21 protein-coding genes and 1 tRNA gene are annotated in these 20,718 nt (G+C 63.1%); 11 read left to right on the forward strand and 11 right to left on the reverse strand.

What is annotated here, in order from left to right:
- Window positions 1-127: 127 nt before the first annotated feature.
- From JQK88_RS23360 to tkt, 7 genes are all read right to left on the reverse strand, one after another.
- Window positions 128-841 (reverse strand): SGNH/GDSL hydrolase family protein, encoded by a 714-nt coding sequence (locus JQK88_RS23360; protein WP_192259311.1) that lies wholly within the window; start codon window positions 839-841, stop codon window positions 128-130.
- A 60-nt stretch (window positions 842-901) separates the two neighbouring features.
- Window positions 902-1,645: a DUF899 domain-containing protein gene (locus JQK88_RS23365; protein WP_192259312.1), complete on the reverse strand. Its 744-nt coding sequence runs from the start codon at window positions 1,643-1,645 to the stop codon at window positions 902-904.
- Window positions 1,646-1,820: 175 nt separating this feature from the next.
- Entirely contained in the window at window positions 1,821-2,846 is a 1,026-nt protein-coding gene (locus JQK88_RS23370; protein ID WP_192259313.1) for a class I fructose-bisphosphate aldolase, read from the reverse strand.
- A gap of 120 nt (window positions 2,847-2,966) precedes the next feature.
- Window positions 2,967-4,169 (reverse strand): phosphoglycerate kinase, encoded by a 1,203-nt coding sequence (locus JQK88_RS23375; protein ID WP_192259314.1) that lies wholly within the window; start codon window positions 4,167-4,169, stop codon window positions 2,967-2,969.
- 123 nt (window positions 4,170-4,292) lie between these two features.
- Window positions 4,293-6,185: a potassium/proton antiporter gene (locus tag JQK88_RS23380; protein WP_192259315.1), complete on the reverse strand. Its 1,893-nt coding sequence runs from the start codon at window positions 6,183-6,185 to the stop codon at window positions 4,293-4,295.
- 207 nt (window positions 6,186-6,392) lie between these two features.
- Window positions 6,393-7,403, reverse strand: coding sequence for a type I glyceraldehyde-3-phosphate dehydrogenase (gene gap, locus JQK88_RS23385; RefSeq protein ID WP_192259316.1), 1,011 nt, complete (start codon window positions 7,401-7,403; stop codon window positions 6,393-6,395).
- 183 nt (window positions 7,404-7,586) lie between these two features.
- Window positions 7,587-9,578 (reverse strand): transketolase, encoded by a 1,992-nt coding sequence (tkt, locus tag JQK88_RS23390; RefSeq protein ID WP_203279570.1) that lies wholly within the window; start codon window positions 9,576-9,578, stop codon window positions 7,587-7,589.
- Between the two features lie 261 nt (window positions 9,579-9,839).
- Here tkt and JQK88_RS23395 point away from each other — a divergent pair, with 261 nt between their 5' ends.
- The 4 genes from JQK88_RS23395 (at window position 9,840) to JQK88_RS23410 (ending at window position 12,365) form a co-directional block, all read left to right on the forward strand.
- Window positions 9,840-10,112, forward strand: a complete 273-nt coding sequence (locus JQK88_RS23395; RefSeq protein WP_023670128.1) for a DUF4164 domain-containing protein — start codon at window positions 9,840-9,842, stop codon at window positions 10,110-10,112.
- Window positions 10,113-10,124: 12 nt separating this feature from the next.
- On the forward strand, window positions 10,125-10,490 hold the full coding sequence (locus JQK88_RS23400; RefSeq protein WP_192259319.1) for a cell division protein ZapA: 366 nt from the start codon (window positions 10,125-10,127) through the stop codon (window positions 10,488-10,490).
- 198 nt (window positions 10,491-10,688) lie between these two features.
- The gene (locus JQK88_RS23405) at window positions 10,689-11,348 is read left to right on the forward strand and encodes a peroxiredoxin (RefSeq protein WP_192259320.1); all 660 of its coding nucleotides are present in this window, start codon (window positions 10,689-10,691) and stop codon (window positions 11,346-11,348) included.
- Between the two features lie 144 nt (window positions 11,349-11,492).
- Window positions 11,493-12,365, forward strand: a complete 873-nt coding sequence (locus JQK88_RS23410) for an MBL fold metallo-hydrolase (protein ID WP_192259321.1) — start codon at window positions 11,493-11,495, stop codon at window positions 12,363-12,365.
- Window positions 12,366-12,660: 295 nt separating this feature from the next.
- Here the strand turns inward: JQK88_RS23410 and rpoH are convergent, their stop codons facing one another.
- Window positions 12,661-13,572 carry an RNA polymerase sigma factor RpoH gene (gene rpoH / locus JQK88_RS23415; protein WP_112559526.1) on the reverse strand — a complete coding sequence of 304 codons (912 nt, stop codon included), beginning with the start codon at window positions 13,570-13,572 and terminating at the stop codon, window positions 12,661-12,663.
- 189 nt (window positions 13,573-13,761) lie between these two features.
- Complete coding sequence (locus JQK88_RS23420; protein ID WP_192259322.1) at window positions 13,762-14,802, reverse strand: RluA family pseudouridine synthase; 1,041 nt, start codon at window positions 14,800-14,802, stop codon at window positions 13,762-13,764.
- A gap of 26 nt (window positions 14,803-14,828) precedes the next feature.
- On the opposite strand from JQK88_RS23420, the gene JQK88_RS23425 reads away from it, so the two are divergent.
- The 6 genes from JQK88_RS23425 to tolA all read left to right on the forward strand — a co-directional run bounded on the left by JQK88_RS23425 (window position 14,829) and on the right by tolA (window position 18,559).
- On the forward strand, window positions 14,829-15,209 hold the full coding sequence (locus JQK88_RS23425; protein WP_203279571.1) for a fimbrial protein: 381 nt from the start codon (window positions 14,829-14,831) through the stop codon (window positions 15,207-15,209).
- Window positions 15,210-15,219: 10 nt separating this feature from the next.
- The gene (locus JQK88_RS23430; protein ID WP_192259324.1) at window positions 15,220-15,627 is read left to right on the forward strand and encodes a VOC family protein; all 408 of its coding nucleotides are present in this window, start codon (window positions 15,220-15,222) and stop codon (window positions 15,625-15,627) included.
- Window positions 15,628-15,719: 92 nt separating this feature from the next.
- A tRNA-Glu gene (locus JQK88_RS23435) sits at window positions 15,720-15,794 on the forward strand.
- Window positions 15,795-16,464: 670 nt separating this feature from the next.
- On the forward strand, window positions 16,465-17,046 hold the full coding sequence (locus tag JQK88_RS23440; RefSeq protein ID WP_192259339.1) for a VOC family protein: 582 nt from the start codon (window positions 16,465-16,467) through the stop codon (window positions 17,044-17,046).
- Window positions 17,047-17,072: 26 nt separating this feature from the next.
- Entirely contained in the window at window positions 17,073-17,957 is an 885-nt protein-coding gene (locus tag JQK88_RS23445) for a glutathione S-transferase family protein (RefSeq protein ID WP_203279572.1), read from the forward strand.
- Between the two features lie 233 nt (window positions 17,958-18,190).
- The gene (gene tolA, locus JQK88_RS23450) at window positions 18,191-18,559 is read left to right on the forward strand and encodes a cell envelope integrity protein TolA (RefSeq protein ID WP_203279573.1); all 369 of its coding nucleotides are present in this window, start codon (window positions 18,191-18,193) and stop codon (window positions 18,557-18,559) included.
- A gap of 133 nt (window positions 18,560-18,692) precedes the next feature.
- Here the strand turns inward: tolA and JQK88_RS23455 are convergent, their stop codons facing one another.
- A complete protein-coding gene (locus JQK88_RS23455) occupies window positions 18,693-18,908 on the reverse strand; it encodes a hypothetical protein (RefSeq protein WP_112559520.1) in 216 nt (71 codons plus the stop codon).
- A 369-nt stretch (window positions 18,909-19,277) separates the two neighbouring features.
- Here JQK88_RS23455 and JQK88_RS23460 point away from each other — a divergent pair, with 369 nt between their 5' ends.
- Window positions 19,278-20,108: a DUF2865 domain-containing protein gene (locus JQK88_RS23460; protein WP_246749994.1), complete on the forward strand. Its 831-nt coding sequence runs from the start codon at window positions 19,278-19,280 to the stop codon at window positions 20,106-20,108.
- A gap of 81 nt (window positions 20,109-20,189) precedes the next feature.
- On the opposite strand, the gene JQK88_RS23465 is transcribed toward JQK88_RS23460, so the two are convergent.
- Window positions 20,190-20,543 carry a hypothetical protein gene (locus tag JQK88_RS23465; protein WP_203279574.1) on the reverse strand — a complete coding sequence of 118 codons (354 nt, stop codon included), beginning with the start codon at window positions 20,541-20,543 and terminating at the stop codon, window positions 20,190-20,192.
- Between the last annotated feature and the right edge of the window lie 175 nt (window positions 20,544-20,718).

Genomic DNA, 20,718 nt, shown 5'->3' on the forward strand with positions numbered 1-20,718 from the left:
TTCATGTTGTTTTGACTTGGAGTACTCTTCCTCCAATCCACTGGAGGGGTGCGGAAATCAACAGTATTTCGAAAATAATCGATCCAATTCTCCGAAACCGGCTAGCCCGAACCCGTACCCGATCTGGTCAATCGGCGAGGACCTGCCCAACCAGGTGTTCGGCCCAGGCCCGATACCCGGCTTCCGAGGCATGAAAACCGTCGGAAGCAAAACCCTCTTCGGGATTGATGATCGGCAGGCGCGGCGCGGGTACGGCGCCGCGCTCGAAACAAAGACGCTTGCCCATGCGGTTCATTGCGGTGGCGCGGATCTCGAGGATTTTGCCGAGCAGCGGCGGCATGGCCGGCGCACGGGTGAACTCCAGCACCGGCGACCAGACGACACGCGCCTCCGGCCATTTGGCCCGAAGTGCGTAGAGCAGGCCGCCGAACTCTTTCTTGAAGCGCGGCACCGAGTGGAAATTCTTGGTGTCGTTGGTGCCAATGGCGAGCACAATATGCGTCCATGGATCGGCCGACAGATTGGGCAGCACATGGTCGCGGATCTGCCCCGACGTTGCCGAGTTGAAACCGGCGGCGCGCCAGCGCACGGCGTTGCCGGTGCGTTGCGCGATCATGACGGCAAGCTGCGCGGCCAGCCCGTGCTCGGAATTGCCGATGCCGACCGAGGCGGCCGAGGAATCGCCCAGCACCAGCAGCGAGATTGCCGGCGCCCTGCCCGATATCTCGTGCATCACCGGTCCTTGCGCCGGCAACATGCGGGTGGTGCGGCGGCGCACGCCGAGCCCCTGCCAGACATAGACGGGGTAGGCGAGCCAGGTGAGGAGGGCCGGGAAGCGCATGGCGATACCGTTATAGATTGGCGGCAGGCTTAGCGCATGTTCGGGCTGAGGTGAACGCCTTCAATCGTCGCAGCAGTTCGGCTTGTCCGCGTGCCTGTCCTGATATTCGTCATGCAGCCGCACCCAGTCCATCAGGTTTTGATAGGGGCCATTTTCGTCGCGGCCTTTCGGCGTCATGTCGAGATAATCGTAAGTGCCGATCTGAGCCTCGCCGCCGCGGGCGCGCGACGTGAAGGTGAGGAAGATGTCGCCGTTCTCGTCCTTGCAGAAAACGCTGGTGCCGGGAAGATCCTTCGATGTCCGTGGACGTGTCTCGAAATTGTAGGTGGTGTCGCCGGCCGCGATCTGCTTGTCGGTGAACGAGACCTGCATGTCGAAATTGAAATCCGAGGCGTAGGACGACACCCAGTCGAATTTCCAGCCCATGCGCTGCTTGTAAGGCAACAGCTCCGCCAGTGGCGCGCGCGCAACCACGACCAGAGACACGTCGTGATGCCTCAGATGCTGGTTGGCGCCGTCTATATGGTCGGCAAGGAACGAACAGCCTTCGCAGCGATGATCCGACCCTGGCGTCATCATGAAGTGATAGACGATGAGCTGGCTGCGGTTGGCGAACAGCTCCGCCAGGTTCTTCGGGCCTTGCTCTGTCTCGAAGACGTAATCTTTCCGGATCTTCAGCCAAGGCAATTCACGCCGCTCGGCGGCGATGCGCTCGCGAAACCGCGTCAGTTCCTTCTCGCGCGCCAGATGCGCCTTGTGCGCCTGGAACCAGTCTTCGCGCGAAACCACCTTGTTGCTAGGCATGAACTTCTCCCTGTCTGTCATCCCAAGGACGTTCGGAATGGGCAGGAACCGACATCGCCGTCAACTTTTGCCGAAGGGGAGATAAGGATGGACAAGCTTCATCCCAAGCCCGTTCGCCATAAACAAAAACCCGGGCGCATCGGCCCGGGTTTGTATGACAACGGGAGGACTGCGCTCAGGCAGCCTGTTCGAGGCTCGCCTTCCATTTCCCCAGCGCAGCCAGATGGTTCATATGGGCGCGATGGGTGAAGGCGGCCTGGCCGGCTGCGACGTTCGATGCCTTGCCGCTCCAGGCCTTTTGCGGGGCCGCCTGCAGGGCACGGCCGTAGGAGAAGGTCAGCTTCCACGGATGCGGGCCGATGGCGTTGATGGCGTTTAGGTTGGCGGTCGCTTCCTCGTCCGACTGTCCGCCCGACAGAAAGGCGATGCCGGGCACCGCAACCGGCACGGTTTCGCGGAAAAGCTTGATCGTCTTCTCTGCGATCTCCTCGGGGCTGTTCGTCTTGCCGGATTTCTTGCCGGCAATGACCATGTTCGGCTTCACGATAGTGCCTTCGAGCACGACGCGCGCCGCATGAAGCTCGTCATAGAGCTTGATCAGCGTCGCCTTCGAGACCGCGTAGCAGGTGTCGATGTCGTGGGCGCCGTCCATCAGCACTTCCGGTTCGACGATCGGCACGATGCCGGCTTCCTGGCAAAGAGCGGCATAACGGGCCAGCGCATGGGCATTGGAGGCGATCGAATTGGCCGAAGGCACGCCCTTGCCGGTGTCGATGTCGATCACCGCGCGCCATTTGGCGAAGCGAGCGCCGAGCTTGTAATAATCGGCAAGGCGTTCGCGCAGGCCGTCAAGGCCTTCGGTGATGGTATCGCCCGGGAAGCCGGCCAGCGGCTTGGCGCCGGTGTCGACCTTGATGCCGGGAATCGCGCCCGATGCCTTGATGACATCGACCAGCGGCGTGCCGTCGGCGGCCGTCTGGCGGATGGTTTCGTCATAGAGGATGACGCCGGAAATGTATTTGGTCATCGCGTCCTTGGCGCGAAACATCATCTCGCGGTAGTCGCGGCGGGTGTCGGCGGTCGATTCGACGCCGATGACGTCGAAGCGCTTCTTGATGGTACCGGAGCTTTCATCGGCGGCCAGCAGGCCCTTGCCACCGCCCACGATCGCGGCGGCAATGTCTTCGAGACGTTCGCTCATTTTGCTTCTCCTGAAGGGGTCTGTTCCGCGCTTAACGGAAGTCTACCGCCAAAGGAATGGCATCGGAAAGCTCGAATCGATTGAAAGTTCCTGGCGTCCGTTTTTGCGCCACCGATCCGGTCAGGCCTGTTTCCTCAGCACGTCGACGCCTGGCAGCGGCTTGCCTTCCATCCATTCCAGGAAGGCGCCGCCGGCGGTCGAGACATAGGTGAAGTCGTCGGCGACGCCGGCATGGTTGAGTGCGGCCACCGTATCGCCGCCACCGGCGACCGAGACCAGCTTGCCGGCCGCGGTGCGGGCCGCCGCATGCTTTGCCGCTGCCACCGTCGCATGGTCGAAGGGTTCGATCTCAAAGGCGCCGAGCGGGCCGTTCCAGACCAGCGTCGCGGCGCGGTCGATCCATTCGCCGATCGCCTTCACGGTCTTTTCGCCGACATCGAGGATCATGCCGTCGGCCGGCACGTCCGAGATGGCGACGGTCTCGCAGGCCGCGCCCGCCTTGAATTCCTTGGCGACGACGCCGTCGACCGGCAGGATGATGGCGCAGCCGGCTTCGGCAGCCTCGATCATGATCTGCTTGGCGGTCGGGGCAAGGTCGTGCTCGCACAGCGACTTGCCGACAGCGGTGCCGCGCGCGGCGAGGAAGGTGTTGGCCATGCCGCCGCCGATCACCAGCGCGTCGACCTTCTTCACCAGGTTCATCAACAGGTCGATCTTGGTCGACACCTTGGCGCCGCCGACAATGGCAACGACAGGGCGGACCGGATTGCCCAGACCTTTCTCCAGTGCCTCGAGTTCGGCCTGCATGGTGCGGCCGGCATAGGCAGGCAACAGCCGCGCCAGGCCTTCGGTCGAGGAGTGCGCCCGGTGCGCGGCTGAAAAGGCGTCGTTGACGAAAATGTCGCCATTGGCGGCAAGCCTTTCGGTGAAAGTCGGGTCGTTCTTTTCCTCGGTCTTGTAGAAGCGAGTGTTTTCGAGCAGCAGCACGTCGCCCTTGTTCATGGCGGCGACTGCACTTCCCGCCGTGTCGCCAACGCAATCCGAGGCAAAGCCAACGGGACGGCCGAGCACCTCGGCTGTGGCCTTGGCGATCGGCTCCAGCGAGAATTCGGGCGAGGGACCGTCCTTCGGCCGGCCGAAATGGGCGAGCAGGATGACCTTGGCGCCCTTGCCGGACAGCTCGGCGATGGTCGGCGCAATGCGTTCGATGCGGGTGGCGTCGGTGACCTTGCCGTCGGCGACGGGCACATTGAGGTCGACCCGCACCAGCACGCGCTTGCCGCTGATATTGCCGATATCGTCGAGTGTCTTGAAGGCGGCCATGCTGGTTCCTTTCCGTGAAAATCGCCGGGACCATACCTCGCATCAATGACGATGCAAGGCTTGAGCCGGGATGGAAGCGAAAATATGAGGGCTGGATCGAAGGCAGCGTAGACGATCGCCTTGTCAGCTCTCGGTCGTTGCCTTTTCCACCGTCGGCTCCGCGGCGGCGGGCTTCTCATCGGCTCGTACCTCGGCCGCCTGCGTTTCCGTCGGCTTGCGCCAGTTGCGGATGAAGGCGGAGACGCGGTCGCCGATCTCGCCGGCGCTGAGGAACACCGGCACCCGCGCCACCGGCGCGGTCGGCTCGAAGGACAGTCCGAGGCCTGTGATCTTACCCTTGTCGTCGACGTCGCGGACGATCAGCTCGATCGGCCCGATCAGCACCCGGTCGGCATATTCGGCGTGGCCGCCGAGCCTTGCCGTCACCAGCGCGCCGACGGTGAGCTTCTGCTCGGCTTCGGTCAGGCCCGGCGTGTAGGCGGCTTCCAACTCGGCGGCGGAGCGCGCCGGATCGACGGCGAAGGCACCGAAGAAATCGGCATCCTCGGGGTCGACCACGGCGCGGCTGGCGAACAGCTTGTCGAGCAGGCGCGGATAGCGGTCAGGCACGAAGATATAGACCTGGTCGCCGGCAGCGAGCCGGCCCATGTCCTGGAAGCGCATCGAGCGGCCGTCGCGCAGCACCAGGGAGGGCCTGGCCCAGCGCGGGATGCGCTCGCCGCGCGCCACCGGGCTGCCGGGCGCGACGCGGTAGGCGAGAAGCTCGTGATGGGCCGAGCCCGGCAGTTCGAGCTCGACCTTGTCCAGCGGACCGAGCCTCGCCGGCACGATCAGGCCGAGGCGGCGCGCCAGTGGCCCGACCGTCCAGCCCTGCACCACCAGCGAGACCAGCACGATGATGAAGGCGGTGTTGAAGATAACGCGGCCGTTCTCAAGCCCGCCGAGCAGCGGGGTGATGGCAAGCAGGATGGAGACTGCGCCGCGCAGGCCGACCCAGGATACGAAGGCGACCTCGGGACGCGGCAGGCGGAACGGGATCAGGCAGAGCCAGACGGCGACCGGGCGCGCGACAAACATCAGGAACAGGCCAAGCAGCACCGCCGGCACCAGGATCGCCGGAAATTGCGACGGCGTCGCGAACAGGCCGAGGATCAGGAACATGATGATCTGCGCCAGCCACGACATGCCGTCCTGGAAGCGCTTCAGGATGGTGACGGCGCGGATGTCGGAATTGCCGGCAATCAGCCCGGCGAGATAGACCGCCAGGAAGCCGGAGCCGCCGATGGCGCCGGCGGCGGCGAACACCATCAGCGACAAGGTCAGCACGAAGATCGGCAGCAGGCCGTGGTCGAGATTGAGCCGGTCGACGAGGCGCACGATGGCAAGGCCGCCAAGCACGCCGACAATGGCGCCGAGGCCCATATTGAGCACGAAGCCAAGGACCAGATTGGTGACCAGCACATGGGTCTCGGGATTGGCGTGGGCGGCGATGATCTCGACCAGCGTGATGGTCAGGAAGATGGCGATCGGGTCGTTCGTGCCGGATTCAACTTCCAGCGTGGCGCGCACGCGCTCGCGCAGATTGATCTCGCCGGCACGCAGCAGGAAGAACACCGCAGCCGCGTCGGTCGAGGCGACGGCGGCCCCGAGCAGGAAGGATTCCAGCCAGCTGAGGTCGAGCAGGTAATAGGCGGCGGCGCCGAACAGGCCGGTGGTCAAAAGCACGCCGAAGGTCGCCAGCGACAGCGCCGGCCCGGCCGCCTGGCGCAGCGCATTGAGCGGCGTGCCGAAACCGGAATCGAACAGGATGACGGCCAGCGCAAGTGAGCCGGCAAAATAAGCCACACGCGCATTGTCGAATTCGATGCCAAGACCGTCGGTGCCGGTGGCGAGACCGATGCAGAGGAACAAGAGCAGCAGCGGAGCGCCGAAGCGGAAGGCGATCAGGCTCGAAAACGCGGCGGCGACGACGAGCGCTGTGCCGACCAGCGTGACGAGATAGATCGCATGCTCCATCCGTGACTTGCCCCTCGAATTCCTCTTTCTCCCGATTTACGGGAGAGTGGGGCGAAGGCATGGCCAGTGCAAGGCGGGAGGGCGGTTTTTTGCCCTATGCCGCTGATTTTCGTGCATTTTGGCCGGTCGGGCCGACTAGGCACGCGCTCCGACGAAAAACGCCCGGACAAAGCCGGGCGTTTCAAAGCTGTGAGACGATGTTTGTGTTCAGGCGATGGTCTTGCCGAAGGCGACAGAGGTGTCGGCCATGCGGTTGGAGAAGCCCCACTCATTGTCGTACCAGGACAGCACCGAAACGAAGTTGCCGTCCATGACCTTGGTCTGGTCGAGCGCCATGATCGAGGAGCGCGGATCGTGGTTGAAGTCGATCGACACATTCGGGTGATGGGTGACGCCGAGAATGCCCTTGAGCTTGCCGTTGGAAGCAGCGATCACCGCTTCGTTGATCTCCTGCACGGTGGTGGCGCGCTTGGCGATGAACTTGAAGTCGACGACCGAGACGTTCGGCGTCGGCACGCGGATCGAGATGCCGTCGAGCTTGCCCTTGAGGTCGGGCAGCACGAGACCGATCGCCTTGGCTGCACCGGTCGAGGTCGGGATCTGCGACAGCGCGGCGGCGCGGGCGCGGTAGAGGTCCTTGTGCATGGTGTCCAGCGTCGGCTGGTCGCCGGTGTAGGAGTGGATCGTCGTCATCATGCCCTTTTCGATGCCGACGGCCTCGTGCAGCACGGCGGCCAGCGGCGCCAGGCAATTGGTGGTGCAGGACGCGTTCGAGATGACGATATGGTCCTTGGTCAGCTTGTCGTGATTGATGCCGTAGACCACGGTGAGGTCAGCACCTTCGGCCGGCGCCGAGACGACGACGCGCTTGGCGCCGGCGGTCAAATGCGCGGCGGCTTTGTCGCGGGCGGTGAAGATGCCGGTGCATTCGAGCGCGATGTCGACGCCGAGATCCTTCCACGGCAACTGCGCCGGGTCCTTGATTGCGGTGACCTTGAATTTTTCCTTGCCGACGGTGATCTGGTCGCCATCGACGCTCACTTCGTGCGGGAAGCGACCATGGACGCTGTCATAGCGCAGCAGATGGGCGTTGGTCTCGACCGGGCCGAGATCGTTGACGGCGACGACGTCGATGTCCTTGCGGCCGGATTCGTGGATGGCGCGCAGGATGTTGCGGCCGATGCGGCCAAATCCGTTGATGGCAACTCTGACGGTCATTTTACTCTCCCTGGGAGCTCGAAAGGCGGCAGATGGGTCCGCAGCTTCATAGCTGCGGATGGGACAAGAATCCAGCCGCAGAAGGCCGAATTTAAATCGATTAGGTTGGTCCAGTCCCGCGAAACCGCCTTTGCGGTTCGCGGGACTGACCGGGATCACTTGCTGTGCAAGTGACCCTGGATATCACTTGCTGTGCAGGCGGGCTTCCGCTGCCTTGGCTGCCGCTTCGGCGGTGATGCCGAAATGCGGGTAGAGCTGCTCGATGGTGCCGGAGGCGCCGAAGCCGTGCATGCCGACGAAGATGCCGTCGGAGCCGATCAGGTGATCCCAGCCCTGGCGGATGCCGGCCTCGATCGCCATCTTGATCGGCGCGTCGCCGATGGTCTTCTTGCGGTAGGCGTCGCTCTGCTGATCGAACAGTTCGAAGCAAGGCACCGAGACGACGCGGGTCGGATGGCCGTGCTTTTCAAGCAGGTCGCGGGCGCCGAGAGCGACCTCGACCTCGGAGCCGGTGGCGAAGATCGTCACTGCGGCGTCACCACTGGCCGAGGCCAGTTCATAGGCGCCCTGGCGGCTCAGGTTCGTGGCCGAGTATTCGGTGCGTACCGTCGGCAGGTTCTGGCGCGTCAGCGCCAGGGTTGACGGCGTCTTTTCCGTCTCAATGGCGATCTGCCAGCATTCGGCGGTTTCCACCGCGTCGGCCGGACGGAATACATTGTGGTTGGGGATTGCACGCAGCGCCGCCAGATGCTCGACCGGCTGGTGGGTCGGGCCGTCTTCGCCCAGACCGATGGAATCATGGGTCATGACGAAGATCGAGCGGATGCCCATCAGCGACGCCAGCCGCATCGACGGGCGGGCATAGTCGGAGAAGCACATGAAGGTGCCGCCATAGGCGATGAGGCCGCCATGCAGCGTCAGGCCGTTTAGCGCGGCGGCCATGCCATGTTCGCGGATGCCGTAGTGGACATAACGCTGGCCGTAATCGTCGGGCGTGATGTTCTTGGTCTGGCTGGTCTTGGTGTTGTTGGAGCCGGTGAGGTCGGCCGAGCCGCCGATGGTCTCGGGCACGGCGCCGTTGATGACTTCCAGCGCCATCTCGGACGATTTGCGGGTGGCGACCTTCGGCTTGTCGGCCGACAGCTTCTTCTTGTAGTCGGCGATGACGGCGTCGAAGTTCGACGGCAGCTTGCCGGCGAGGCGGCGCTCGAACTCGGCCTTCAGCTCGGGCTTGGCCTTGGCAAGGCGGCCTTCCCAGTCGGTGCGCGGCTTGGCGCCGGCTTTGCCTGCGGTGCGCCAGGCGTCGAGGATGTCGGCCGGAATCTCGAAGGGCGGCGAGTCCCAGTTGAAGAATTTGCGCGCACCGGCGATCTCGTCGGCGCCGAGCGGCGAGCCGTGCGCCTTGTTGGTGCCGGCCTTGGTCGGGGCGCCGAAGCCGATGGTCGTCTTGCAGGCGATCATCGTCGGCTTGTCGGAATGGCGGGCGGCTTCGATGGCATAGGCGATCGCTTCCGGGTCGGTGCCGTCAATGTGGCTGGCGTTCCAGCCGCTAGCCTGGAAGCGGGCAACCTGGTCGGTGTTGTCGGCGAGCGAGACCGGACCGTCGATCGAGATGTTGTTGTTGTCCCAGAAGACGATCAGCTTGTTGAGCTTGAGGTGGCCGGCCAGCGCGATGGCTTCCTGCGAGACGCCTTCCATCAGGCAGCCGTCACCAGCCAGAACGTAGGTGTAGTGGTCGACGAGGTCGTTGCCGAAGGCGGCGTTCATGATGCGCTCGCCGAGCGCGAAGCCGACCGAATTGGCAAGACCCTGCCCGAGCGGGCCGGTCGTCGTCTCGATGCCGGTGGCGTGGCCGTATTCGGGATGGCCGGCGGTCTTCGAGCCGAGTTGGCGGAAATGCTTGATCTGGTCGATCGTCATGTCCTCGTAGCCGGTCAGGTGCAGCAGCGAATAGAGCAGCATCGAACCGTGGCCGGCCGACAGGATGAAGCGGTCGCGGTCGGGCCAATGGGGGTTCTTCGGATCGTATTTCAGGAACTTCGTGAACAGCACGGTGGCGATGTCGGCGCAGCCCATGGGCAAGCCTGGATGGCCGGACTGGGCCTTTTCGACAGCGTCCATGGCGAGAAAACGGATCGCATTGGCCATCCGGTCATGTTGTTCACGCGACGTCATGGTACCTCCGGGGTGGGGATTTGCGGGCTTGGCAGAGCCCTGGAAAGAGTGCGCGACACATAGCAGGCGCGGGCTTTTAGTCAACAAATCGGCTGCACATTTGCCGGTCTTGTGATGCCGGTGGCAGGCCCACTTTAGCGTTAGCAGGGGACAGTCGCGAGAGCTTTGTTGACGTTGCCTTCACCCGGTGCCTAATGTTTCCGGGATAACGCGTTCTGAACGCGAGCGATTCGGTGATGGGCAGGGCACAGGACGAAGGCCATGACCGGGGAAACCACACTCAAGGAAGTCATCCACAGGCTGGGCAAGGCCATCGAGGGGCTGGAAAACGCCGTCGCGGCCAAGCTTGAGCACGAGCGCGACTATTCCGAAGCCGAGGCTGAAGTGCAGCGCATGAACGCCGACCGTTCCCGGCTGGCGCAGGAACTCGACAATTCCGAAGCCCGCGCCGAAAGGCTGGAAGATGCCAACAAGGAAGTGTCGCGCCGCCTGGTGACCGCCATGGAAACCATCCGCGCGGTGCTGGACAGGTAGGAGCTGCAGGCCATGGCACAGGTCACGGTTTCCATCGACGGCAAGCAATACCGCATGGCTTGCGACGAGGGCCAGGAAGAGCATCTGATCGACCTGGCCGAACGCTTCGACCGTTATGTCTCGCATCTCAAGGATTCGTTCGGCGAAATCGGCGACCAGCGGCTGACGGTGATGGCCGGCATCATGGTGATGGACGAGCTGTCGGAGCTGCAGAAGCGTGTCAAGGGCATGGAGACCGAGGTGCAGACGCTGCGCAAGACGCGCGACGAGGCGCTGACCAAGGCCGACAAGAACGACGCCGTGCTGACCAGCGCGCTTGGCGCGCTCGCCCAGCGCATGGAAGACCTGGCCACGTCGCTGGCGGTCAACAAGGCCTGAGCGCCCCCTTTTCTCGCAGAAACGAAAGATGTCGGGCCCCAACGTTGGGTCCGTAGCACGAAAGTGCTCATTCCGCCGCCGACAAGAGTTTCCTATTATCTCACAGCCGCGATTTATGCGCTAAGATGCGGCAATGCCGGAGCGTGGACGCCGCCTTGGTGCCGCTCCTAACGAAATCTGTTGCAGGGGAAATGTGCCATGAGCCTTCGTATCAACGACATCGCGCCCGACTTCACCGCCGAAACCACGCAAGGGACGATCAATTTCCATGACTGGATCGGCGACGGCTGGGCGATCCTGTTCAGCCACCCGAAGAACTTCACCCCGGTGTGCACGACCGAGCTCGGCACGATGGCGGGTCTGGCGGGCGAATTCAAGAAGCGCAACGTCAAGGTCATCGGCATTTCCGTCGATCCCGTTGCGAGCCACGACAAGTGGCAGGCCGACATCAAGACGGCGACCGGCCAGACGGTGAACTACCCGCTGATCGGCGACAAGGACCTCAAGGTCGCCAAGCTCTACGAGATGCTGCCGGCGGGGGCCGGCGAGACGTCGGAAGGCCGCACGCCGGCCGACAACGCCACGGTGCGCTCGGTCTATGTCATCGGACCGGACAAGAAGATCAAGCTGGTGCTGACCTATCCGATGACCACCGGCCGCAACTTCGACGAGATCCTGCGCGCCGTCGATTCCATGCAGCTGACCGCCAAGCATCAGGTGGCGACGCCGGCGAACTGGAAGCAGGGCGAGGACGTCATCATCACCGCTGCCGTCTCCAACGAGGATGCGATCAAGCGCTTCGGCGCTTTTGACACGGTCCTGCCCTATCTCAGGAAGACCAAGCAGCCGTCCGCCTAGGTTTTCTCGACCCGGGCGGTATCGATTTTTGTCCTGTTCTGGCAGGGTGTGCTTGACGGGTGCGCCTTGCTGGATGACCATGCTCCTGGTTCATTCCGGCAGAGAAAATCATTCCTGCCGGAGCGAGGGGCAGGGGGCCGGAAATTGGACGCAGCTTTGGCTAAGCCGCTGGTCAGCGGCTTCTACGACAAGCCGACCGGAGCCATACAGTACGTCGTCACCGATCCGGCGACGAAGCGCTGCGCCATTATCGATCCGATCCTCGATTTCGACGAAAGGTCCGGCGCGACGGCGACGAAAAGCGCCGATGCCTTGCTGGATTTCATCCGGGCAAACGGACTGGAACTCGAATGGATCCTGGATACCCATCCGCATGCCGATCATTTCTCGGCGGCTCGTTATCTTCATGAGAAGACCGGAGCGCCGACGGCGATCGGCGACAGGATCGTCGAGGTCCAGAAACTGTGGAAGGCGATCTACAACTGGCCGGATTTTCCCGCCGACGGGTCGCAGTGGGACCGGCTGTTTGGGGAAGGCGAAACGTTCCTGATCGGCAGCCTTCCGGTCAAGGTGCTGTTCTCGCCGGGGCATACGCTCGCCTCAATCACCTATGTCATAGGTGACGCCGCCTTCATCCACGATACGCTGTTCATACCCGACAGCGGCACGGCGCGGGCCGATTTTCCCGGTGGCAGTGCGGCGCGGCTGTGGCGATCGATCCAGGATATCCTCGCACTGCCGGACGAAACGCGCGTGTTCGTTGGCCACGACTACCAGGAGGGCGGCCGTGAGGCGCGTTGGGAGAGCACCGTCGCTGAGCAAAGGGCGAAGAATATCCACCTCGTTGCCGCGCACACCGAGGCCGAATTCGTCGCCTTGCGTGAGGGACGCGACAAGACACTGCCGATGCCGCGGCTGATCCTGCATGCGCTGCAGGTCAACATGAATGGCGGACGGCTGCCGGAACCGGAAGCCAATGGAAAGCGATATCTGAAGTTTCCGCTGGATGGGCTTTGAGAAATGTCGCGCGCCGTCGCGCTCAAGTCTCTTCTCCCCGTGACTATACGGGGAGAAGGTGGCGGCAGCCGGATGAGGGGCAGCGCCGACGTTCGTTGTGATCGCGCCGCTGCTCCTGTGGTGGCAAACCCGAAATCTCGGCGCTGCCCCTCATTGTCCTGCCGGACATTTCTCCCCGTATAGTGACGGGGAGAAAGGGCTGTCGCGCCGGTTTCGCCAATCGCCAGCGGACACAAAAAAAGGCGCCGCCGGTTTCCCGACGCCGCCTTGATGTTTTTCGTAACCGAACCCGACCTTAAGCCGCGGGCTGCGCCTCAATTGTGCGCAGGGCCTGCGTCTGGCGCTTGGCGGCGGCCTTGACCGCATCCTGTACCTTCTCGAAGGCGCGCACCTCGATCTGGCGCACGCGCTCACGGCTGATGTCGAACTCGGCCGACAGCTCTTCCAAGGTCAGCGGCTCTTCGGCGAGGCGACGCGCCTCGAAGATGCGCCGCTCGCGATCGTTGAGCACGGCAAGAGCGCCCGACAGCATGCCGCGCCGGTTTTCCAGCTCGTCCTGCTCGATCAGCATGTCTTCCTGGCTTTCGTGGTCATCGACCAGCCAGTCCTGCCATTCGCCGGATTCGCCTTCGCTGGCGCGGATCGGCGCGTTGAGCGAGGCGTCGCCCGACAGGCGGCGGTTCATCGACACGACTTCGGCTTCGGAGACGTTCAGCCTGGTGGCGATCTCGGTGATCTGTTCGGGCTTAAGGTCGCCATCGTCCAGCGCCTGGATCTTGCCCTTCACCTTGCGCAGGTTGAAGAACAGGCGTTTCTGATTGGCGGTCGTGCCCATCTTGACCAGGCTCCACGAACGCAGGATGTACTCCTGGATCGAGGCCTTGATCCACCACATGGCGTAGGTCGCGAGGCGGAAGCCACGCTCGGGTTCGAATTTCTTGACGGCCTGCATCAGGCCGACATTGCCTTCCGAGATCACCTCGCCGATCGGCAGGCCGTAGCCGCGATAGCCCATGGCGATCTTGGCGACGAGCCGAAGGTGGCTGGTGACGAGCTTGTGCGCAGCGGAAGTGTCTTCATGCTCGGCGTAACGCTTGGCGAGCATGTACTCTTCCTGCGGCTGAAGCATGGGAAAGCGGCGGATTTCTTCCAGGTAGCGGCTGAGGCCGCCTTCGCCGGAAACGATACTGGGTAGTGACTGGGCCATGATAGCGCCCCCTCTCTATTGGAGTGATGCCCCCGAAACGCGGCGGGCATATGACGCGAGCACCAAAAGGGCTCGCCCGCGACAACCGATTTATATAGGAACAAAACCAGAAAAGACAGGCATTTGTTCAACACGAAACAGTGTGTCACGCCAAAGTGAACAATGCCGCTCAGGTTTTAGATGGCGGGTTCAGAGCTTGCGAAAGCCGCCGACGAGTTCCTCCATGTCCTCCGGCATCGGCGCCTCGAACCTCATCGGTAGGTGGGTAGTCGGGTGACGAAATGCAAGGAGCCAGGCATGCAAAGCCTGCCGGGAAAATGCTTTGACCTGGCTTTTCAGCGGCTCGGGCAGCCGGTTGGCCTTGGTGCGGAAGGCCTGGCCGTAATCGGGGTCGCCGATGACGGGATGGCCGATATGAGCCATGTGGACGCGGATCTGGTGGGTGCGGCCGGTCTCCAGCCGGCATTCGACCAGGCTGGCGGTGGCGAACTCCTGCTGGTTTTCGCCGAAACGCTCCTGCACGGTGAAATGGGTGATGGCGTGGCGGGCGTCGTCGCGGCCCTCCGGCACCACGGCGCGACGCACCCGGTCGGCGGCGCGGCCGAGCGGCGCGTCGACCGTTCCCGTCGACCGCGGCGGGATGCCCCACACCAGCGCCAGATAGGCACGTTCGAGGTCGCCGGTGCGGCCATGGTCGGCAAAGGCCTCCGACAGCGCCTTGTGGGCACGGTCGGTCTTGGCCACGACCATGACACCACTGGTCTCCTTGTCGAGGCGATGGACGATGCCCGGGCGCCTGACGCCGCCAATGCCTGAGAGACTGTCGCCGCAATGATGGATCAGGGCGTTGACCAGCGTGCCGGTCCAGTTGCCGGCGCCGGGATGGACGACGAGGCCGGCCGGCTTGTTGATGACGATCAGCTCGTCGTCCTCATAAAGCACGTCGAGCGCGATGGCCTCGCCTTGCGGCTCGGCCGGTTCGGGTTCGGGCATGACGACCGATACGCGCTCGCCAGCACTCATCTTGCGCTTGGTCTCGTCAACACGCTTGCCGTCAACCGACACCGCGCCCTGTTTGATCAGCATCTGCACGCGGCTGCGCGACATGTCGGGGCCGAGGCTCGCCGCCAGCCACTGGTCGAGGCGCTGGCCGGCGGCATCGGTGCCGGCTTCGAGCACGGTTGGCGCCGCCTCTATGAATTGTCTGGTCTCTTCGCTATGAGCGCTCATCGAAAAAAGTTCCGGAATGTTCTGCCATGGCCCGGCCCGTTGCCGACGAAGAAGAAAAGCCGCTCGATCCCGAGATCGAAAAGGTGCGCGGCAGGCTCATCCGCTTCATGGCCATCAATCTCGGCCTGCTTTTGCTGGCCCTTATGGTGGTGATCGCGGCCATTGTCTACAAATCGCGCAAAGCGCCGCCCACAGCCCCGCCGCTCGCCAATGATATTCCAGTACCGCCCGGCGAGCCGCTCGCGGCCGATATCGTGCTGCCGGTGGGAGCCAAGGTGATCAGCCAGGCGCTGTCGGGCAATCGCATCTCGATCGACGCCGAGCTTGCCGACGGCAGCCGTACCATTTTCGTCTACGACATCGCCGAGCGCCGCATCATTGGCCGCTTTGCCATCCGCAACAAATGAGCCTGCAGGCATGACCGGGTTTGCCAACCATCGCCGGGTCGCGACCGTCACGCTCGTTGTCGGCAGTTACGATGAGGCGATCGCCTGGTATGTCGAACGGCTGGGCTTTCTGCTGACCGAAGACGTCGATCTCGGCGGTGGCAAGCGCTGGGTGACGGTGGCGCCGGCCAACGGACAGGGCGCAAGGCTGCTTCTGGCTGAAGCTGACGGCGAGGCGCAAGAGAAGAGCATCGGCAACCAGACCGGCGGCCGGGTCTTCCTGTTCCTCGAAACCGACGATTTTGCCCGCGACCACAAGGCGATGCTGGAAAAGGGCGTCGGCTTCCGCGAAGCGCCGCGCTTCGAGCCTTACGGCACGGTGGCGGTTTTCGCCGATCTCTACGGCAATCTGTGGGACCTGATCGAGCCGAAACGCTAGGTCCGCAAACCGACAGTCCACAGAAGCGGTCCGGCCGCTCGAAGCCCAGTTGCTTTTTCCAAACCGTCAGCCTATATCGCCGGTTCTTGAACGCGCCCATCGTCTAGCGGTCAGGACACCGCCCTCTCACGGCGGGAACAGGGGTTCGATTCCCCTTGGGCGTACCAAATAACGGCTGGGCCGTTTCTTCCCCCACTACTTCAGACAAGCTCGAACGTGGATCGCGTTTTGACTGCGAGGGTCGGCGGCATCAGCGAAACCCGGCCAGTCGGTGCACACGGATACACCCAATTTAAGTCAGGCCGCGACGCTTGAAAGCGTAGCAATCTCTGTTACTTGCCGTGCGGGGTAGCATCTGCGGCAGCGCAGATTTGGGTCGGGTAAAGCAGGTATGAGTTCGGTGAAAGTGACATGCCCGCACTGCCTCGGCAGCGGGAAGGTTTTCGATTGTTCCAGATGGCGCGCGTCAAAGGGGCACTGCTGCCCGCAAGGGACGCATCGAGCCGGTTGCCCGGGACATACGATGGCGTGCGCCGAATGCGCGAGCCTCGGCACGCTGGCGGAGGCCGAGTTCAGAGCCGTCGCTTAGCCGAGGTTTTGCAACCTTAACCTCTGGCTCTTTTTCACTGCCACGCAGCGGCGTCGCTTCTGGCGCGTCGCTGCCAATTGCACTAGCATCATTGCACGACGCCGTTACGGCGCGCAGAACGCCGGGGAACGGATCGGGAAAAAGCCGCCAGCATGCACATCCGCCGCGCGCATGGCATGCGGCGATGCTATGATTTGGCAAGATCCAAGCTCGCCCAAGAAGGCGAGGGGTCGGCGGGGAGGAGACCGATGCAGAAACTGCAATCGCAGGGCGTCCATCACATCACGCTGGTCGGCGCTGGCCGCCAGACGTCGATCGATTTCTGGGAGGGCGTGCTCGGCATGCCGTTCATCTTCGAGCAGCCGAATCTCGACAAGGCCAGCGAAAGCCATCTCTATTTCGACCCCGGCGACGGAAGGCTGATCACCGTCTTCACCGACGAGAGCCGCACGCCGGTCCAGCGGCGCACGCCGACAGAGCCGGGCTGCGTCCACCACATCGCCTTTGCAGTGTCGCGCGTCACCTTCCTGCAGGCGGTCGCCCGGCTCGACGAGCGCGCCATCAAGCACAGCGGCGTCAAGGATCGCGGCTTCATGGATTCGATCTATTTCGAGGATCCGCTCGGCCTGTTGATCGAACTGGCGTCCTACCGCTTCGAGCCGCCGACGGGCTTCACCCATGCCGACGTCTTGATGCAGGCACACAAGCTGCGCGTCGCGCGCGGCGATTACAACATCGCCGAAGTGCATCTCGCCGACGCGATCCAGACGCTGGTCGAATGGTCACGCGCGACCTTGTCGGACGACCGGACGCCGAAGAATCCATACTGACGGCCAACAAAAAGGGGAGAACCACGATGGCAAAGACTGCAAAGAGCGCTGGGAAATCTGCGGCCAAGGCCGCGCCGAAATCCGCCGCCAAGCCGGCAGCAAAAGCGGCTGCCAAGCCTGCGGCGAAGGCATCTGCAAAGCCGGCTGCGAAAGCCGCGGCGAAGCCGGCCGCCAAGAAGTCCGCACCGAAGACGGCCAAGGCTGCGAAGAAGCCGGCCTTGAAGATCAGCATGCTGAAGCCGAGCGTCAACAACATGACCGTTCGGGTGTTTGCGCGTGCGGCCGGGTTCGACCCCGCCGAGACAGACGCCTGGGGCCATACGCGTTCGCCCGAATATATGGCGCGCAATCCGGCGCATCTGACACCGATGATCGAGGACAAAGGCCTTCCCAGAGGCGTGCTCTGGGAAAGCTGCGCCATCATGCAGTATCTCGCTAACAAGCACGGGCTGGAGAAGTTCTATCCCAAGGCGCCGGCCAAGCGGGCGATGGTCGACAGCGCCATGTTCTACCTGATCGGCACGCTCTATCCCTATGTCGCGCGCGCGACCTATCCGGCGCTGGGTTTCCCGCAATATGCCGGCGAGGTCGGCCACAGCGACGCCCATCCGGACAAGAAGTCCGAGGCGCAGAAGGCCGCGATGGCGGCAATTGCCGAGCCGCTGGAAGTGTTTCACTCCTTCTTCAGGGACGGCAAGCCGTTCATCGGCGGCAAGCACCCGTCGATCGCCGACATCCGCCTGGCATCGACGCTCGAATTCCTGGCCGTCATCGACTACCCGCTGCCCAAATGGGCGAAGGAGTATGTCGCGGCAATCGAGAAGAAACTCGGCAAGGCCTATGCCGAGCCGGCCGGCGATGTCAGAGGCTATATCGCCTATGTGAAATCGCAGGCCGGCGCGCAAAGCTAAGGATTCGTTAACCAAAGCCCTGTCTATTGAGGGCAATCCACCCCGCGACCACGGATGTACTGGCGCCGAAGTGGAAGGAAAGGTCGGCGCAATGCCGGCCTTTTTGCTTTTCGCCGATGCACTGTCAGGCGCGCCTCCGCGCTCCGCCATAAAGTCTGATATCAGGCATATTGCCATTTCTGGCGTCGACCCTACCATCATCCTTGGCGGCCCGAGGTACGAGGAGCTTTGCGATGAAGGGCGTGGCGAGATTGTTTGCGATTGCCGGTGTTGTGTTGGCCGGAGGCTACCCGTCCAATGCCGCGTCGCTCGACACCATGAGCGAAGTCGGCGATGCGATCCAGGCGTGCTGGACGCCGCCGGCCGATGCTGGAAATGCCACCGTCACCTTGAGCTTCAGCTTCAAGCGCGACGGCACGCTGATCGGTCCGTCGCGACCGACGGCGATCAAGGTCGATGGTGACGCCAATGCCAAGAAAGCGTTTGTCGACGCCGCGACCACGGCTCTGCAGAAATGTCTTCCGCTGAGCTTTTCGCCCAAGCTTGCACAAGGCGTAGCTGGCAATGTCTTCACCATGCAGTTCGCCTCGCCCAAGCGATAGCGAGCGGTAGAGCGTTTCACCGTTTCACAGAAACGGCGACCCGCTCTCTCGTTGTTTTGACGCAATTCCCAAGGGAAAGCGCTACGCGCTTTTCCCGGAAAAACCGTTCACACTTTTCCTGGAATTGCTCTCATCAGTTGTGCCGGCGCCTTATGTCGACATGCCGTTGCAGGTCGGGTGTCTCGAAGACGTAGTCGGCCCAGGCGGATTCGGGAATCTGCCCCGCCAGGTAGCATTCCAACAGCAGGCTCTGTTCGGGATCGAGCGGTCTCGGCGCCCATTCATGGTCCAGCCCCAGCGAATGGAACAGGTTCCTGGTCAGGCCAGAGACAGTGAAGTGAATAGACATCTTCGGTCTCCTTTGCCGATACAACGCGAGACAGCGGAGAAAGGTTTCAACCGCAAGGGCCATAACGCGGGATTGATCGTGGCGGCGGCCCAGGCGCGTCGATGCCTCGCTTCGTCTCAATCTTGAAACAAAAGTGTAATAGTGAATTTACAGGAGACGGCATAATACACTTGGCGTAAATACCTGGCTGTTGCTGATTTATTCTGAATTAGACTTGCCCTCATATATTGAAGCTCAATCGGCTGGAGCGGCTATCGGCTCCTCGGGTACAAGGACGAAGGTCGCCGATGATGCGTTTGTGGCTTGTCGTGATCTTTGCACTGGTGTCGATGACGGCAACCGTCCTCGGAAACTCGGCCTCCCTTGCCGATGTTTGCGCCGCACTCAGGGGCCAGATGGCCTCGTCCGGCCGCGGCGGCGGGGTCAAGCCCCGAGCTTGCGCAACTGCGCCGCCAGCTTGCGGCGATCCAGGGCCTGGAGAGGCAACGCCGCTGCACGGCGCAAAGTGCGACGGGCGGCTTCTTCAACGCTTGCGCCGACCTCGCCAAAAGCCGCACGCAGGTGCAACGCCAGATCGCCGGCGCCGCGATTTCGGGCCGGGATTCGTCCGGGCTGCAGGCCAGGCTCGTCGCGCTCGGCTGCGCGCCCGCCGCCAGGCAACGGAAACCGCGTCCCGCGGGCGCCATGATCGGCAGCAATTCGATGCTGTTTTGCGTTCGCCTGTCCGACGGTTATTTCTTCCCGGCGCCGAAATCGCAGTTCGTGCAAGGCGACGATGTCAAGGAGATGGTCGATCAGTGCCGCTACATCTGCGACGATGCCGGTGTCGACCTGTACACGCTCGGCGACCCAAGCCTTGAAACCGAAGAGATGGTCGCGCTCGATACGCGCAAACCCTACAAGGACCTGCCGGCGGCCTTCAAATACCGCGACGACGCAACTTTCAAAGCCTGTGACGTCAAGCGTTACTCCAGGCGTGTCGCCGAGCTGAGAGCGCGCACGGTGACCCCGGCCAATATGGGCAACGCCATCATCCCCCTGCCGTCGGCAAATCCGGATCTCGTGACCGTTGCGCAAATTCCCCAGACCGGCGCCGATGCCCCAGACGCCACGGGCGCTGCCCAGCAGCAGTCGGTCGAAGCTTTGGCCGACTCGCGGCCGGTCAGGATGGTCGGGCCGGCTTTCTTCCCGGCGGACTGAGCCGCGCGGCGCCGAAATACCCTGTTTTATCCATGTCTTGATCCCAAAACCGCGGGCCGCTTTTGGGCGACATGCGTCAGGCTATTCGCAGACCATCTTGTAGCGTTTGCCGGGTTGGCTGACATTCTTGCAGGTGAGCGGGTTGGCCGGTTCGGAAGCCATCGTGGGCGGGCTGGATCTGACGTGCCGTCTCGGCGGAGCCGATGTCGTCTGTCGGCGCGCCGCCGGCCGGTACGGCTCCTGCGGCGGCGGCGTCGGAAACACACCAGCTGCCGCCTGCATCTTGCTGGCCTCGGTCTGCGACGGATCGCGATCCCAGACCCGCCTGATATCGAGCGGCCTCGGGATCACAACCGTGCCGTCATAGCTGCGCGCGCAGCCGCTGCTCGCAAGCAGCGCCAGGCCCAGGAAACAAGGCACGATCCAACCAGTCATCCGCAATACCCCTGCCGACTTATAGCCCGGTCGGGGTTCCGCCGACAACCGGCGGAATACCGCAGGGCAATGTGGGCTCTGGTTGGAGTTTGGATGCGTTATGGTTAGCGGATCATTAATGCTTCTCGGGCACATTTCGCCGGCGAACCGCTGAGGGGGTTCGGCCTTGGCTTTC

The sequence above is a fragment of the Mesorhizobium caraganae genome (genome assembly GCF_016836705.1).
GTDB lineage: Bacteria > Pseudomonadota > Alphaproteobacteria > Rhizobiales > Rhizobiaceae > Mesorhizobium > Mesorhizobium caraganae.

Bases quoted from the DNA above. Each gene is read 5' to 3' on its own strand.
- JQK88_RS23430 (WP_192259324.1), top strand. From the start codon at position 15,220: ATGACCGGGTTTGCCAACCATCGCCGGGTCGCGACCGTCACGCTCGTT.
- JQK88_RS23420 (WP_192259322.1), bottom strand. From the start codon at position 14,802: ATGAGCGCTCATAGCGAAGAGACCAGACAATTCATAGAGGCGGCGCCA.
- JQK88_RS23455 (WP_112559520.1), bottom strand. From the start codon at position 18,908: ATGTCTATTCACTTCACTGTCTCTGGCCTGACCAGGAACCTGTTCCAT.
- JQK88_RS23395 (WP_023670128.1), top strand. From the start codon at position 9,840: ATGACCGGGGAAACCACACTCAAGGAAGTCATCCACAGGCTGGGCAAG.
- JQK88_RS23460 (WP_246749994.1), top strand. From the start codon at position 19,278: ATGTTTGCGCCGCACTCAGGGGCCAGATGGCCTCGTCCGGCCGCGGCG.
- JQK88_RS23365 (WP_192259312.1), bottom strand. From the start codon at position 1,645: ATGCCTAGCAACAAGGTGGTTTCGCGCGAAGACTGGTTCCAGGCGCAC.
- JQK88_RS23440 (WP_192259339.1), top strand. From the start codon at position 16,465: ATGCAGAAACTGCAATCGCAGGGCGTCCATCACATCACGCTGGTCGGC.
- JQK88_RS23425 (WP_203279571.1), top strand. From the start codon at position 14,829: ATGGCCCGGCCCGTTGCCGACGAAGAAGAAAAGCCGCTCGATCCCGAG.
- gap (WP_192259316.1), bottom strand. From the start codon at position 7,403: ATGACCGTCAGAGTTGCCATCAACGGATTTGGCCGCATCGGCCGCAAC.
- tolA (WP_203279573.1), top strand. From the start codon at position 18,191: ATGAAGGGCGTGGCGAGATTGTTTGCGATTGCCGGTGTTGTGTTGGCC.
- JQK88_RS23445 (WP_203279572.1), top strand. From the start codon at position 17,073: ATGGCAAAGACTGCAAAGAGCGCTGGGAAATCTGCGGCCAAGGCCGCG.
- tkt (WP_203279570.1), bottom strand. From the start codon at position 9,578: ATGACGTCGCGTGAACAACATGACCGGATGGCCAATGCGATCCGTTTT.
- JQK88_RS23400 (WP_192259319.1), top strand. From the start codon at position 10,125: ATGGCACAGGTCACGGTTTCCATCGACGGCAAGCAATACCGCATGGCT.
- JQK88_RS23375 (WP_192259314.1), bottom strand. From the start codon at position 4,169: ATGGCCGCCTTCAAGACACTCGACGATATCGGCAATATCAGCGGCAAG.
- JQK88_RS23380 (WP_192259315.1), bottom strand. From the start codon at position 6,185: ATGGAGCATGCGATCTATCTCGTCACGCTGGTCGGCACAGCGCTCGTC.
- JQK88_RS23360 (WP_192259311.1), bottom strand. From the start codon at position 841: ATGCGCTTCCCGGCCCTCCTCACCTGGCTCGCCTACCCCGTCTATGTC.
- JQK88_RS23370 (WP_192259313.1), bottom strand. From the start codon at position 2,846: ATGAGCGAACGTCTCGAAGACATTGCCGCCGCGATCGTGGGCGGTGGC.
- JQK88_RS23405 (WP_192259320.1), top strand. From the start codon at position 10,689: ATGAGCCTTCGTATCAACGACATCGCGCCCGACTTCACCGCCGAAACC.
- JQK88_RS23465 (WP_203279574.1), bottom strand. From the start codon at position 20,543: ATGACTGGTTGGATCGTGCCTTGTTTCCTGGGCCTGGCGCTGCTTGCG.
- rpoH (WP_112559526.1), bottom strand. From the start codon at position 13,572: ATGGCCCAGTCACTACCCAGTATCGTTTCCGGCGAAGGCGGCCTCAGC.